Source organism: Microbacterium sp. p3-SID336 (assembly GCF_025143365.1).
Classification (GTDB): Bacteria; Actinomycetota; Actinomycetes; order Actinomycetales; family Microbacteriaceae; genus Microbacterium.
Genome location: NZ_JALXPE010000006.1, coordinates 12,900 through 26,496 on the forward strand (window position 1 = coordinate 12,900; position 13,597 = coordinate 26,496).

Genomic DNA, 13,597 nt, shown 5'->3' on the forward strand with positions numbered 1-13,597 from the left:
CCCGCGCGGACACGCGAAGGGGACGGGAGCCGCGCGCTCCCGTCCCCTTCAGCGTCGCCGTCTCAGTTCAGCGTCGCCGCCTCAGTCGAGGATGCGGCAGTGCGTGGTGAGCTCGCCGATGCCGTCGATGCCGACCGTGACCGTGGAGCGGTCGCGGAGGAAGATCTGGGGATCCCGCGAGTAGCCGGCGCCCCCGGGGCTGCCGGTGGAGATGAGCGTGCCGGGCAGCAGGGTGAGCGACTGGGAGAGGTGCGCGATGAGCTTCGCGACCGAGCGCACCATCTGGTCGGTGCTGGCGTCCTGCACCGTGTGTCCGTCCACGACCGTCCAGATGTGCAGGTCCTGCGGGTCGGCGACCTCGTCCGCGGTGACGGCGAAGGGACCGGTGGGCGTGAAGCCGTCGAACGACTTGCACCGCGACCACTGGGCCTCGGAGAACTGGATGTTCCGCGCCGTGATGTCGTTGACGACCGTGTAGCCCCACACGTGCGCGAGGGCGTCCTCCTCCGCGACGTCCTTCGCCGGGGTGCCGATGAGCACGCCGAGCTCCGCCTCGTAGTCGACGGCTTCGCTGAGTGCGCGCGGCCACGACGTGACCTGGTCGTGGCCGGTGAGGGAGTTCGGCCACAGCGTGAACACCGTCGGCGCCGCGTCGGTCTTGAGCCCGAGCTCGCTGGAGTGCGCGGCGTAGTTGAGTCCGACGGCGAGGACGGCCGGGGGAGCGATGACGGCGGATGCGAACGCCCAGTCCCCCAGCGGGTGGCGCGGAGCAGAGCCGTCCGCCAGCGCGGAGCGGAGCTCGTCGAGTCCCCGATCACCCCGCTCGATCAGCTGCTGCAGCGTGGCAGGGGCGTCGGGTAGGAGGTCGGAGACGAGGATGGCGTCCGTGTCGTCCACCACGGCGAGAACCGCACGGGGGGAGTCGGGACGGCGCAGGTGAGCGAACCGCATGGTTCTACGCTACCCGGTGCGCACGGACCGGCGGATGGAGGACTCGGCCATACCCGAGCGTCATTGCTTGTGCCCCATAAGCTTTGGCTATGACTTTCGGAGGACCGTCCGACCCCCAGCAGCCCTCTCGGTACACGCCGCCGCCCGCGCAGCAGCCGCCCGCGCAGCAGCCGCACCCGTCGGCGTACTCGGCGGCGCAGTACGCGCAGTCGCCGTACCTGCCGCCCTCGTTCGGGCAGCAGCCGGGCTATGCATCGGCGCTCGCGCAGCCCACGCCGTACACACCCCCGGCCCCGGTCGCGCCCTCCCCGGCGGAGGCGCTGCCGGCTCTTCCCGTTCCGACCCGCAAGGGGCGCACGGTGTCGCTGTGGCTGTTCGGCTTCCTCGGCTTCCTGCTGCTCGCGCTCATCGGCTACTTCGGCTGGGCGCTCGGGCCGACCGCGTCGGCCGTGGGGCTCGTGCTGGCGCTCATCCCGCTCACCATCGTTTTCCTCGGGGTGCGCATGATCGACCGCTGGGAGCCCGAGCCCAAGCGTCTGGTGATCTTCGCGATCGCCTGGGGCGCGGTGGCCGCCGTCGGGTTGAGCCTGCTGGTCGACATCGGCCTCACGATCCTGTTCGGCATCCTCCCGGAGGAGTTCTCCGCGGTCGTGCAGGCCCCGATCGTGGAGGAGTTCTGGAAGGGCCTCGGCGTCTTCCTGATCTTCCTGCTGGCGCGGCGCTCGTTCGACGGCCCCATCGACGGCGTGGTGTACGGCGCGCTGGTCGGCGCCGGGTTCGCCTTCACCGAGAACATCCAGTACTTCGCCGTGAGTCTCATCGAGGGCGGGGGCGAGCAGCTGGGCGCGACGTTCATCGTCCGCGCGCTGCTGTCGCCGTTCGCCCACGCGATGTTCACGTCGCTGACGGGCTTCGCGATCGGACTCGTGGCCCGGCGGCACGCCTCCGCCGGTGCGGCGGCCGCGGCGGGCTTGGTGGGCATGCTCGGCGCGATCCTGCTGCACGCGCTGTGGAACGGCTCGGCCACGTTCGCCGACTTCTTCGGCCTGTACTTCACGCTGCAGGTGCCCCTGTTCATCGGCTTCATCCTCGGGATCATCGCGCTGCGCAAGGAGGAGGCCAGGCTCACCCGCGCGCGCCTGGCGGAGTACGCCGCCGCCGGGTGGTTCACCCCGGAGGAGGTCACCATGCTCGCGACCCCGGCGGGGCGGAAGGTGGGCCTCGCGTGGGCGGCCCAGCTGCGCGGCGACCGTCGTCCGCTCATGCGCGAGTTCATCAAGGACGCGACGGCGCTGGCGGCGGTGCGTCAGCGGGCGATCACAGGGCGCGACCCGCTCGCGGTCGACGACGAGCGGGCGCTGCTGATCCGCACGCGGGCGACCAGGGCGGCGCTGCTGGCCTACTGAGCGGCCGGGCTCGAGGCGGCCCCGGACAGACTCAGCGCCCGGTGCTGCGGCGATGCCTGCATGTCTCCCGGGCGCTGAGTTGATCTGCCACCAGGGTGCACCCGGGGCCGTCGACGTGTCAAGAGCGTCCGGTGCGGCAGGCGGCCTCGAGGTGTTCGCTGTGAGCAGGTGCCTGCGCGTTGACCGGGCGCGCGCGCGTCCGATTGGATGGAGGCATGACTGATCGCACGAAGCCCGAGTTCGACGCCCCGACCGGCCCTGCCCCCGCAGAACTGGTCATCCGCGACATCATCGAGGGTGACGGTGCCGAGGCCAAGCCCGGCGACACCGTGACCGTCCACTACGCCGGTGTGGAGTTCGAGTCCGGCGAGGAGTTCGACTCCTCGTGGGGCCGCGGCGAGACCATCCAGTTCCCGCTGCGCGGTCTGATCCAGGGCTGGCAGGACGGCATTCCCGGCATGAAGGTGGGTGGTCGGCGCGAGCTGATCATCCCGCCGCACCTGGCGTACGGCCCGGTCGGCGGCGGCCACTTCCTCTCCGGGAAGACGCTGATCTTCATCATCGACCTCGTCGCCGTCGGCTGAATCCGACCATCGACAATCGGACGCCTCTCCTCTTCGGAGGAGGGGCGTTCGTCATTCCGGGATTCTTTTCCATTCACGGGAATACATGCGCGTGAATGCAGGTTGGGCAGGAGGACGCCGCGCTCGCGGTCCCTGTCCCTTCGCCGCCCTGGTGCGGCCCCTGTCTCCGAGGAGAAACCCATGACCAGCATCGACATCCCCGGCTACCGCCCCGGAACCTGGGTCCTCGACCCCGCGCACAGCGAGGTCACGTTCAGCGTGCGCCACATGATGATCTCGAAGGTGCGCGGCACCTTCGGCGTCAAGAGCGCCACCCTGATCGCGCCCGAGAACCCGCTGGAGGCCAAGGTCGAGGCGAGCGTCGACGTGACCTCGGTCGACACCAAGGACGAAGGCCGCGACACGCACCTGCGTTCGGCGGACTTCTTCGACACCGAGAACTACCCGACGATGGAGTTCGTGTCGACCGGCGCCCGCGTCGAAGGCGGCGACCTGCTCGTCGACGGTGACCTCACGATCCGCGGCATCACCAAGCCGGTCACGTTCGAGCTGGACTTCGGCGGCTTCGGCAGCGACCCCTGGGGCAACTACAAGGCGGGCGCCTCGGCGAAGACCGTCATCAACCGCGAGGACTTCGGCCTCACCTGGAACGCCGCGCTGGAGACCGGGGGTGTGCTCGTGGGCAAGGACGTCACGATCAACCTCGACCTGCAGGGTGCGCTGCAGCAGGACTGAGCGACCGCCGCGTCGAGAACCCCGGGTCCGTCAGGGCTCGGGGTTCTCCGCGTCGTAGGAGCGGAACCGTCTGCTGCGCCCCGCGAGCAGGGCGACCAGCGCGATCACCAGGATCCCGCCGAGCAGCGGCGGGAACCACAGGGTGGTGAGGGTCGCGAGGGTCCCGGCGTAGAGCGCGCCGATGCGGGGGCCGCCGGCGACGACCACGATGAAGAGGCCCTGCAGGCGTCCGCGCATCGCATCCGGCACCGCGGCCTGCATCATGGTGTTGCGGTAGATCGAGCTGACGTTGTCCGAGGCCCCGGAGAGGGCGAGGGCGATGCAGGCGGCGACGATCAGCCCGATGTGCGGGGTGGTCTCGCCCGCGGGAGGCGCGAAGGCGCCGACGAGCAGCACGATCCCGAACAGCAGGATGGACGCGCCGTAGGCCTCGACCGCACGCTCGATGCCCCGCCCGTGCCAGCGGTACTGGACCACCCGTCCGGAGAAGAGGCTGGAGGCGAAGGTGCCGACCGCGACTGCGGCGGTCAGGATCCCGGTCGTCACCGCCCCGCCGCCGAGCAGCACCGTGCCCAGGGCGGGGAACAGGACGAGCGGCTGCCCGAAGGTCATCGCGATGATGTCCACGATGTACTGCATCCGGATGTTCCCGGCGCGGCGGAGGAACCGCCAGCCGTCGACGAGGGATTCCAGGCCGGGGCGCACCACGTCGCCCTCCGGCCGCACCACGGGCAGCGTCCACAGCCCGAGGAACATCGACAGCATCAGCACCACGTCGATCGTGTACGTCCAGCCGTAGCCGGTGAGCGCCACCAGCAGCCCGGCCAGCGCCGGCCCGGCCATCACGGTCAGGCCGAACGCCACGCCGTTCAGTGCCGAGGCGGCGGCCAGCTGCTCGCGCGGGATGAGTCGCGGCACGATCGCGGTGCGGGTGGCCATGCCCACGGAGTTGGCCGCCGAATTGATCATGCTGAGGGCGTACAGCCACCAGATCGTCTCCGCGCCGGTCCAGGTGAGGGCGGCCAGGAGGGCGGTGGACGCGAATGTCACGGTCGCCGCGATCAGAGCGACCCTGCGCCGGTCGAAGGCGTCGGCGAGCATGCCGCCGTACAGTCCGGCGAGGATCATGGGCACGAGCCCGGCGACGGCGATCATCGACACCGCGAACGTGCTGCCGGTGAGGGCGAACACGTGCAGCATGACCGTCACGATCGTGAGCTGACCGCCGATGCCGGCGAGCGTCGAGCCGATCCACATCCTGGCGAATGCGGGGCTGATCCGCAGGGGGGTCAGATCGATCAGATGTCCACGTCCGCCCCTCACGCCACGCACCTCTCCCGCACTCCTCGAGCGTAGTGGAGGCTCGGTCACGGAGCGGACCGCCCGTGTCGCCCGGGGCCCGTCGCGACTGGTAGACTCGTCAGGTTGCCGTTCGATCGGCCGCGGATAAAGAGAGCTCGCGCATCAGGCGTCGGGCGCCGCGCAACAAGCAGAGAGGGGATCGAATCTATGGCACTGGAAGCAGACGTCAAGAAGGCGATCATCGAAGAGTACGCGACGCACCCCGGTGACACCGGATCCCCCGAGGTGCAGGTCGCAATGCTGACGCAGCGCATCAAGGACCTCACCGAGCACCTCAAGGAGCACAAGCACGACCACCACTCGCGTCGTGGGCTGTTCCTGCTCGTCGGTCAGCGCCGTCGTCTGCTCGGCTACCTCCAGGACATCGACATCGAGCGCTACCGCTCGCTGATCGAGCGCCTCGGACTCCGTCGATAAGGCAGAGCGAACCAGCGTTCAATCGCGCAGAACATTCTTGAGAAGGCCACCCCACGGTGTGGGGCGGCCTTCGTCGTGTGCGGGAGGGGGTCAGACGGGGGCGCCCACCAGGTCGGCGTGGTGGATCGCGGCGACATCGGGGTGCGCGCGCAGGCGTGACTTGAGGGCGTTCTCGCCGTACAGCGCGTGGATCGGGTTGGTCGGGTCGTCGGTCACCCCGGTCGCCTCGGCAGCGAGCTCCTCCGGCAGGTCGATCAGCGGAAGGCGCTTGTCCAGTGCGGGGTTGAAGAAGAAGGGGATCGAGATGCGGTCGTCCGGTGCCTTCGGCGAGACCACGCGGTGGTTGGTCGCCTTGAGGTAGCCGCCCGTGGCGTACTCCAGCAGCTCGCCGATGTTCACCACTAACGCGCCGGGAACCGGCGGCGCGTCCACCCAGGTGCCGTCGCGCTCGACCTGGAGTCCGCCCTTTCCCGGCTCGACCCACAGCAGCGTCAACACACCGGAGTCCTTGTGCGCCCCGACGCCCTGCTGGGGCTCCGGCTCGTGCGTTCCGGGGTAGCGGACGATCTTGATCAGCGTCGAGGGCTCCCCGAAGTGCTCGTCGAAGTAGGTCTCGTCGGCGCCGAGGGTCTGCGCCCACGCGCGGAGCAGGGTGCGCGAGACCTCCGAGAGCGTGTCATGCCACTCGGCGACGACGCTCTGCAGCTCCGGCTGCGCGGCGGGCCACAGGTTGGGCCCGATGAGGCGGTTGAACGCGGGTCCGTCGTCCACGGGGCTGCGCTCGGGGCCGATGTCGATCTGCTCGCGCCAGTCGACCTGGCCCTGTGTGCGCTCGCCGCCGATGCGCGTGTAGCCCCGGAAGTGCGGGCTGTTCACGTTCTCGATGGCGAGCTTGTCCGCCTCGGGCAGCGCGAAGAAGTCGCGGGCGGCGCGATGCAGGCGGGCCTCGAGGTCGGCGGAGACACCGGTGCCGGTCAGATAGAAGAAACCGACGTCGTGGGTCGCGGCGCGCAGGTCTTCCCGGAAGCGGGCGGCGGCCTCCGGGCCGGCATCGAGCTGCGAGAGGTCGAGAACGGGGAGCGAGGGTTCGGACATGGACCGAGGGTATGTCGGGGATCCGTGCGGTGCGTCCTGTGTTGCGCCGCGTTACCGCCGACGTGCGCAGGAGCCTTCACTGATATTCCGGCGCGCACCCCGCGCGGTGCTACGCTCTCTGAGGTAAGGGATGCCTTACCTCAGTTCTCAGAGAGAGTCATCGCCCGTGCTCGCCACCTTCCTCATCGGTCTCCGCGAGGGCCTCGAGGCCGCGCTCGTCGTCGGGATCCTGGTCGCCTACCTGCGCCGACTGGACCGACGGGATGCGTTGCCCCGGCTCTGGGCGGGCGTCGGTCTCGCCGTCGCGCTCGCCCTCGTCATCGGCGCAGTGCTCACCTTCGGCGCCTACGAGCTCACCTTCACCGCGCAGGAGCTGATCGGCGGCGGACTGTCGCTGCTCGCCGTCGCCATGGTGACCTGGATGATCTTCTGGATGCAGCGCGCCGGGCGCACCATGAAGGCGACGCTCGAGGGCGGGGTCGACCGAGCGCTGACGGCCGGTGGCATCTGGGCACTCGTGGCCATCGGGTTCGTGTCGGTCGCGCGGGAGGGGATCGAGACCACGCTGCTGCTGTGGTCGATGGTGCAGTCCTTCGGCGATGCGCCGTCCGCGCTGCTGGGCGCCCTGCTCGGGCTGACGGCCGCGGTGCTCCTGGGCTGGCTCATCGCCCGCGGTGCGCTCCGCCTCGACCTGCGGCGCTTCTTCGCCTGGACGGGCGGGTTCCTGGTGATCGTCGCCGCGGGGGTGCTCGCGTATGCGGTCATGGATCTGCAGGAGGCCGGCGCTCTTCCCGGGCCGTTCACCGCCGCCGCGCCCCTCGACCCTGCCACGGGTGCCGTTCTCGTCGGGGCCGCGGCGCTGCCCTTCGGATGGGCCTTCGACGTCTCCGCCGCCATCGCTCCGGGAAGCCCGCTGGCGGCGATCCTGCAGGCGACCGTCGGATTCATGCCCGCGATGACCTGGCTGCAGGTGATCGTCTGGGCCCTCTATCTCGCGGTCGTCGGCACCCTGTACGTGCGCGGCATCCGCGGGCAGCGCCCGCGTGCCCCGCGCGACGCGGCGGTCGCCGCGGCGTCGTCCCCTCTTCCACAGCAAGGAGCAGCATGACCACCTCTCGTCGGATCCTCCCGGTCCTCGCCGTCGCCGGTGTCGCGGCGCTCGCCCTCAGCGGCTGCGTCGCGAAGAGCGACACCGCCGGTGCCGAGGCCGCCGCGTTCGACGTGTCGTCGACGGCTGACGACTGCGCCGTCTCTTCGTCCCAAGCGACCAGCGGCACCCTCACGTTCTCCGTCACGAACGAGACCGACCAGGTGTCGGAGTTCTACCTGCTGGCGGAGGACGGGCTGCGCATCGTCGGCGAGGTCGAGAACATCGCCCCTGCCGCGTCGCGGACCCTCACGGTGGTCGCGCAGCCGGGCACCTACTACACGCTGTGCAAGCCGGGCATGGTCGGAGACGGTGTGGGCAAGGCCGCATTCACGGTGAGCGGCGATCCCGTGGCGGTGGACGGCCCCGACGCCGAGCAGAAGCAGAAGGCCGTCGACCTCTACGCCGCCTTCGTGAAGGACCAGGTCGGCCGACTCGTGCCTGCGGTGGAGCAGCTCGTCTCCGCCTACCAGTCCGGCGACGACGCGACGGCGCGCACGCTGTTCCCGCAGACCCGGGCCTTCTACGAGCGCATCGAACCCGTCGCCGAGGCCCTCGGTGACCTCGACCCGCGCATCGACTATCGGGAGGTCGACGCGGTCGCCGAGGGGCTGGACTGGACCGGATTCCACCGTCTGGAGAAGGACCTCTGGGTGCCGGCGCAGGACGCCCTGAACGCGGACGGGGCGACCCCCGCATGGCAGGACTGGGCCCCGTCCACTCCGGCGGAGCGGGCGGACTACGGCGACCTCCTGCTCGCCGACGTGCAGGAGCTGTACGACTACACCCACTCGGACGACTTCACGACCACGCTCGACGACCAGGGCATCGGCGGTATCTCCAACGGCGCCATCGCGCTGCTCGACGAGGTGGCCACCGGGAAGATCTCGGGGGAGGAGGACTGGTGGTCGGGCACCGACCTATGGGACTTCGCCGCCAACGTCGAAGGATCGAAGATGGCCTTCTCGCTCGTGCAGGACTTCGCCGCAGGCCAGGGCGACGACGGCGCCGCGCTGGTCGAGGAGATCCAGGCGGGCTACGCCGATCTGGAAGCCTCGCTCGCCGCGCACGGCTCTCTCGCCGACGGCTTCGTCGGCTACTCCGCGCTGACCGACGCTGACAAGCGCGAGTTCACCGACCTCATCAACGCACTGGCCGAGCCGCTGTCGCAGCTCACGGCCACGGTGCTCGACTGAGGGTCCGCGGAGGGACGAGATGAGCACGAGCGACGAGCAGCGGCCGCTGCCGGTGGACCCGCCCGTGCCCGCCGCGTCGGCCGCGACCCCCGCGGGGCTGAGCAGGCGCGGACTGCTGGGACTCGCGGTGGGCGGCAGCGTGGCGGGGCTCGCCGTCGGCATGGGGGCCGGCCTCACCGGAGGTGTCGCGCTGGGGCGGGCCCGCGCCGCTGACGAGGCGCAGACCGCGTACGACTTCTTCGGCGCACATCAGGCGGGGATCACGACGCCCGTGCAGGACCACCTGCACTTCGCGAGCTTCGACATGATGCCGCGCACCGACCGGGACGATCTGATCACGCTGCTGCAGGACTGGTCGTACGCCGCCGCGCGCATGACGCAGGGGCTGGAGGTCAGTGCGAGCGGTGCCGTCGGCGGAGGCCCGGACGCCCCGCCCGACGACACGGGGGAGGCGCTCGGCCTGCCCGCGGCCGGGCTCACCGTCACGATCGGGTTCGGCCCCGGTCTGTTCGAGAACGAGGACGGTGACCGTTACGGCATCGCCGCGCGCCGGCCGCCGGCGCTCGAACGCCTCCCCGCGTTCCTCGGCGACGACCTCGACCCGCAGACCTCGCACGGCGACCTGTGCGTGCAGGCCTGTGCCGACGACCCGCAGGTCGCCGTGCACGCCATCCGCAACCTCAGCCGGATCGCGTTCGGTCGGGCGCGCCTGCGCTGGTCGCAGCTCGGCTTCGGCAAGACCTCGCGCACCACGGCCGCCCAGGCGACGCCGCGGAACCTGTTCGGGTTCAAGGACGGCACGGCCAACATCCTCGCGGACGACACAGCGGCGCTCGACGAGCACGTGTGGGTGGCGCCGGGCGACGAGCCCGCGTGGCTGGTGGGCGGGTCCTATCTCGTGGCGCGGCGCATCGCGATGCTCATCGAGACGTGGGACAGGGTGCGGCTGTCCGAGCAGAGCGCCATCATCGGACGCGACAAGGGCGAGGGGGCTCCGCTCTCGGGCGGGACCGAGTCCACGGCGCCCGACTTCGAAGGGACGGCCATCGACGCGCACAGCCACGTCCGGCTCGCGCACCCGTCGCAGAACGAGGGCGTGCGCATCCTCCGTCGGGGCTACAACTACGTGGACGGCAACAACACGCTCGGCCGCCTCGACGCCGGACTCTTCTTCCTCTCGTATCAGCGCGACCCGGCGCAGTTCATCCGGCTGCAGCGGCAGCTGTCGACCGATCTCATGAACGAGTACATCCGTCACGTCGGCTCCGGCATCTGGGCCATACCCGCGGGGGCCCGGCCGGGGTCCTACGTGGGAGCCGAGCTCTTCGCCTGACGCGGCTCAGGTCCTGGCGGCGACGCCCTCCAGCTGGGCGACGGTCGCAGCGGCCATCGCATCCGCTCCCGCGTGATCGTGCGCGGTGATCGCCACCACGGTGTCGTCGAGGAAGATCAGCAACTGGCCGTGCGCGCCGTGCAGCCGCCACGCGCGTCCGGGACCGCCCCAGCCCGCGAGGGCATAGCGGTCGTAGCCGGGGGTGGTCCCGGCGGCCACCCCGTCGCTGTGCATGGCGTCGATCCATCTCGGCGAGACCAGCGGCCGCCCGTCCCACCGGCCGCGGTCGCGGATGAGGAGGCCGATGCGTGCCATCTCCTCGGTGCGCAGGCGGAGACCGCCGCCCGCTTCGATCCGGCCGAGCGGACAGCGCGCCCAGGGCGCATCAGCGATCCCGAGTGGGTCGAACAGCCGCGCCTGGAGGAAGTCGCCCACATCGCCGATCCGCGCGGCGAGCGCGGTCATCGCCGTGTACGTGCTGGCGTTCGAGTACTGGAAGACGCATCCTCGCGACGGCCGCCGCAGGAACTCCTGCGCCAGGTCCGGCCAGTCCGTCATCAGCGTCTCCGACCATGGCAGGTCGATGCCGCTCGACATGGAGAGCAGCTGCCGCAGCGTGACGCGGTCCGATCCCCGGCCGAACTCGTGATCGGGCAGCAGTGCCGCTACGGGGTCGTCGAACGACACGATGCCGTCATCGGCGGCCAGGGCTGCGGCCAGGACGCACACGCCCTTGGCGACCGAGTGCACGTCCTCACGGACGTCCGGCGTCCAGCGGTGCTCCGCCACGTCGGCTCCGCGGCGCACGTGCAGGCCGTGGGCCCCGAACCCGGTGTCGTCCGCGATCTCGACCAGCCGATCCCGGAGCATCGCGGCGGAGGCGGGCGCCGCCATCGCCGCGGTCACCGCGGCCGTCGCGAGCCGGTGGGGTCGTTGCGACGACCCTCGCGCGACGCGAGCTCCGGGTCCGCGAACAGCCACCGCGGCCGCGGCTCGACGAGCGGGCGGAACAGCCAGCGGACCGGCTTCGTGGCCAGAAGGAGCGCCACGACCACGGAGAGCGCGGTCACGAGCGGCAGCCAGAACCAGGTCGGCTCGAGGTCGCGCAGCACGCCGCTCTCGCGGAACGGGTACAGCACGAACGAGTGCAGCAGATAGACGTACATCGTGTACTGGCCGAACGTGGTCCACCAGTACGAGCCGCGCGGGATCAGCACGAAGAACGCCGCGCACAGCACGACGGCCAGCAGCATCAGGGCGACGCGGATCCCGCCGGCCCACCACTGCTCGCCGAGCAGATCCGAGTAGGAGTCCTCGTAGAACAGCCAGTGCCGGAGGTCGGTGGCCTGCCACAGCGGCAGCCAGTTCCAGGCCGCCCAGCCCGTGGCGGCGAACACCGCGACGGCGACGACCCGGACCCACCACGGACGGAAGTCCAGGAGCCGCAGCCGGTCGACGACGTCCCGTTCGCGCAGCCACCAGCCGAGGGCGAAGAACGGCAGCAGCCCCAGGGTGCGGGAGAGCGAGAAGGTGCTGTCGACGTTCGGCAGGTAGCCGGAGCCGATCGAGATCACCACGGTCCACAGCAGCGGCCACCGCAGCAGGGCGAGGTACGGCAGCACGAGCCGGAAGATGCCGAGCGCCAGCAGGAACCACAGCGTCCAGCTCGGCTTGGTGAAGTTCGGCGTGGCCTCGCCCTCCACGAGCCACTTCGTCAGGGTCCACAGGGTCTCGAAGATCACGTACGGGAGGATGATGTCGGTGATCACCCTGGCCATCTGCGTCTTCGTCGGTGACCCGGACTTGGAGAAGTAGCCGGAGATGATGGCGAACGCCGGCATGTGGAAGGCGTACAGGGCGAGGTAGAACGCGAACGCCACATCGGAGTCGTAGATCAGTCGCTGGATCGCGTGACCGAGCACGACGAGCACGATGCAGGCGTAGCGGGCGTTGTCCCAGAAGGGCACGCGCCGACGCTTCCGCGGGATCGCCCCGGTGGTGGGCCCAGACATGTCGGCCCCGGTGGTGCTCATCCTCCGAGGCTACAGGCCGGGAATAAAGTTGCCCTGCACGCGTTGTCACACATACATTCAAATGAATAGAACCGGGCGCGGGCCGTCCGGTTCGGAGAACACGGAGCAATCATGAGCGAGCAGTCAGGCGCGCAGGCGATGCAGTTCGGCATCATGTCGGTCAGCGACATCACCCGCGACCCCACCACGGGCGTCACCCCCAGTGAGCAGGAGCGGATCAAGGCGACCCTGGCCATCGCCACGCACGCCGAGGAAGTGGGCCTCGACGTCTTCGCGATCGGCGAGCACCACAACCCGCCGTTCTGGTCCTCCAGCCCGACGACGTTCCTCGCCGCGCTCGCCGCACAGACGGAGCGCCTCATCGTGTCGACCTCCTCGACGCTGATCACCACGAACGACCCGGTGCGCATCGCCGAGGAGTACGCGATGCTGCAGCACGTCTCCGGCGGCCGGATGGACCTCATGCTCGGCCGCGGCAACACCGGCCCGGTCTACCCGTGGTTCGGCCAGGACATCCGCCAGGGCCTCCCGCTCGCGATCGAGAACTACGCCCTGCTGCACAAGCTGTGGCGCGAGGACGTCGTGGACTGGGAGGGCAAGTTCCGCACTCCGCTGCAGGGCTTCACGTCCACGCCGCGCCCGCTCGACGGCATCCCGCCGTTCGTGTGGCACGGTTCCATCCGCACCCCGGAGATCGCCGAGCAGGCCGCGTACTACGGGGACGGCTTCTTCGCGAACAACATCTTCTGGCCGAAGGAGCACTACCAGCGCCTCATCGAGCTGTACCGTCAGCGCTTCGAGCACTACGGCCACGGCACCCGCGAGCAGGCGATCGTCGGCCTCGGCGGCCAGGTGTTCATGGCCGCGAAGTCGCAGGACGCCGTGAACCAGTTCCGCCCGTATTTCGACAACGCGCCGGTGTACGGCCACGGCCCGAGCATGGAGGACTTCACCGAGATGACCCCGCTGACGGTGGGATCGCCGCAGCAGGTGATCGACCGCTACGCGGCGATGCGCGAGCACTACGGCGACTACCAGCGCCAGCTGTTCCTCATCGACCATGCCGGCCTGCCGCTGAAGACCGTGCTCGAGCAGCTCGACATCCTCGGCTCCGAAGTCGTGCCGGTGCTCCGCAAGGAGCTCGCGAAGGACCGTCCCGCCGCCGTTCCCGACGCACCCACGCACGCCGCGCGCGTGCAGGCCGAGTTCGGCGACGGCCCCACCCGTCAGGCGCGCCCCGGCGCCAACAGGGGCGACAACCTCACGGGGGACTCGCCCTACCAGGACACGCCCGCACCCGCCGGTGCCGCGTTCGGACTCGGCCGGAAGGAGGCCTGA

Annotated in this window: 13 protein-coding genes; 8 read left to right on the forward strand and 5 right to left on the reverse strand. The window is 70.4% G+C overall.

All coding sequences use genetic code 11. The annotated features are described in order from the left end of the window. Positions 1-81: 81 nt before the first annotated feature. A complete protein-coding gene (locus M3C17_RS02740) occupies positions 82-951 on the reverse strand; it encodes a fumarylacetoacetate hydrolase family protein (RefSeq protein WP_259976123.1) in 870 nt (289 codons plus the stop codon). Positions 952-1,040: 89 nt separating this feature from the next. Here M3C17_RS02740 and M3C17_RS02745 point away from each other — a divergent pair, with 89 nt between their 5' ends. From M3C17_RS02745 to M3C17_RS02755, 3 genes are all read left to right on the forward strand, one after another. Next, positions 1,041-2,357, forward strand: coding sequence for a PrsW family intramembrane metalloprotease (locus M3C17_RS02745; protein WP_259976124.1), 1,317 nt, complete (start codon positions 1,041-1,043; stop codon positions 2,355-2,357). 215 nt (positions 2,358-2,572) lie between these two features. After that, positions 2,573-2,941, forward strand: coding sequence for an FKBP-type peptidyl-prolyl cis-trans isomerase (locus M3C17_RS02750; protein ID WP_211544655.1), 369 nt, complete (start codon positions 2,573-2,575; stop codon positions 2,939-2,941). 180 nt (positions 2,942-3,121) lie between these two features. Then, a complete protein-coding gene (locus M3C17_RS02755; RefSeq protein WP_259976125.1) occupies positions 3,122-3,676 on the forward strand; it encodes a YceI family protein in 555 nt (184 codons plus the stop codon). Between the two features lie 30 nt (positions 3,677-3,706). Here M3C17_RS02755 and M3C17_RS02760 read toward each other — a convergent pair whose 3' ends face one another. Next, a complete protein-coding gene (locus M3C17_RS02760; RefSeq protein ID WP_259976126.1) occupies positions 3,707-4,999 on the reverse strand; it encodes an MFS transporter in 1,293 nt (430 codons plus the stop codon). Between the two features lie 186 nt (positions 5,000-5,185). On the opposite strand from M3C17_RS02760, the gene rpsO reads away from it, so the two are divergent. Continuing rightward, positions 5,186-5,455, forward strand: a complete 270-nt coding sequence (rpsO, locus tag M3C17_RS02765; protein ID WP_055993247.1) for a 30S ribosomal protein S15 — start codon at positions 5,186-5,188, stop codon at positions 5,453-5,455. A 90-nt stretch (positions 5,456-5,545) separates the two neighbouring features. Here rpsO and M3C17_RS02770 read toward each other — a convergent pair whose 3' ends face one another. Beyond that, the gene (locus M3C17_RS02770) at positions 5,546-6,550 is read right to left on the reverse strand and encodes an isopenicillin N synthase family oxygenase (RefSeq protein WP_259976127.1); all 1,005 of its coding nucleotides are present in this window, start codon (positions 6,548-6,550) and stop codon (positions 5,546-5,548) included. A gap of 166 nt (positions 6,551-6,716) precedes the next feature. Here M3C17_RS02770 and efeU point away from each other — a divergent pair, with 166 nt between their 5' ends. From efeU to efeB, 3 genes are read left to right on the forward strand one after another with little or no spacing between them, the layout of a single operon-like run. Then, positions 6,717-7,658 carry an iron uptake transporter permease EfeU gene (gene efeU / locus M3C17_RS02775; RefSeq protein WP_259976128.1) on the forward strand — a complete coding sequence of 314 codons (942 nt, stop codon included), beginning with the start codon at positions 6,717-6,719 and terminating at the stop codon, positions 7,656-7,658. Then, positions 7,655-8,893, forward strand: a complete 1,239-nt coding sequence (efeO, locus tag M3C17_RS02780; RefSeq protein ID WP_259976129.1) for an iron uptake system protein EfeO — start codon at positions 7,655-7,657, stop codon at positions 8,891-8,893. Before efeU ends, efeO begins: the two co-directional genes overlap by 4 nt. Before the next feature lie 19 nt (positions 8,894-8,912). After that, positions 8,913-10,226 (forward strand): iron uptake transporter deferrochelatase/peroxidase subunit, encoded by a 1,314-nt coding sequence (efeB, locus tag M3C17_RS02785; RefSeq protein ID WP_259976130.1) that lies wholly within the window; start codon positions 8,913-8,915, stop codon positions 10,224-10,226. Between the two features lie 6 nt (positions 10,227-10,232). Here the strand turns inward: efeB and M3C17_RS02790 are convergent, their stop codons facing one another. Next, a complete protein-coding gene (locus tag M3C17_RS02790) occupies positions 10,233-11,132 on the reverse strand; it encodes a serine hydrolase domain-containing protein (RefSeq protein WP_396819550.1) in 900 nt (299 codons plus the stop codon). Next, on the reverse strand, positions 11,129-12,259 hold the full coding sequence (locus M3C17_RS02795; protein WP_259976131.1) for an acyltransferase family protein: 1,131 nt from the start codon (positions 12,257-12,259) through the stop codon (positions 11,129-11,131). The genes M3C17_RS02790 and M3C17_RS02795 overlap by 4 nt, the downstream gene beginning before the upstream one ends. Before the next feature lie 111 nt (positions 12,260-12,370). Here M3C17_RS02795 and M3C17_RS02800 point away from each other — a divergent pair, with 111 nt between their 5' ends. Next, a complete protein-coding gene (locus M3C17_RS02800) occupies positions 12,371-13,597 on the forward strand; it encodes an LLM class flavin-dependent oxidoreductase (RefSeq protein WP_259976132.1) in 1,227 nt (408 codons plus the stop codon).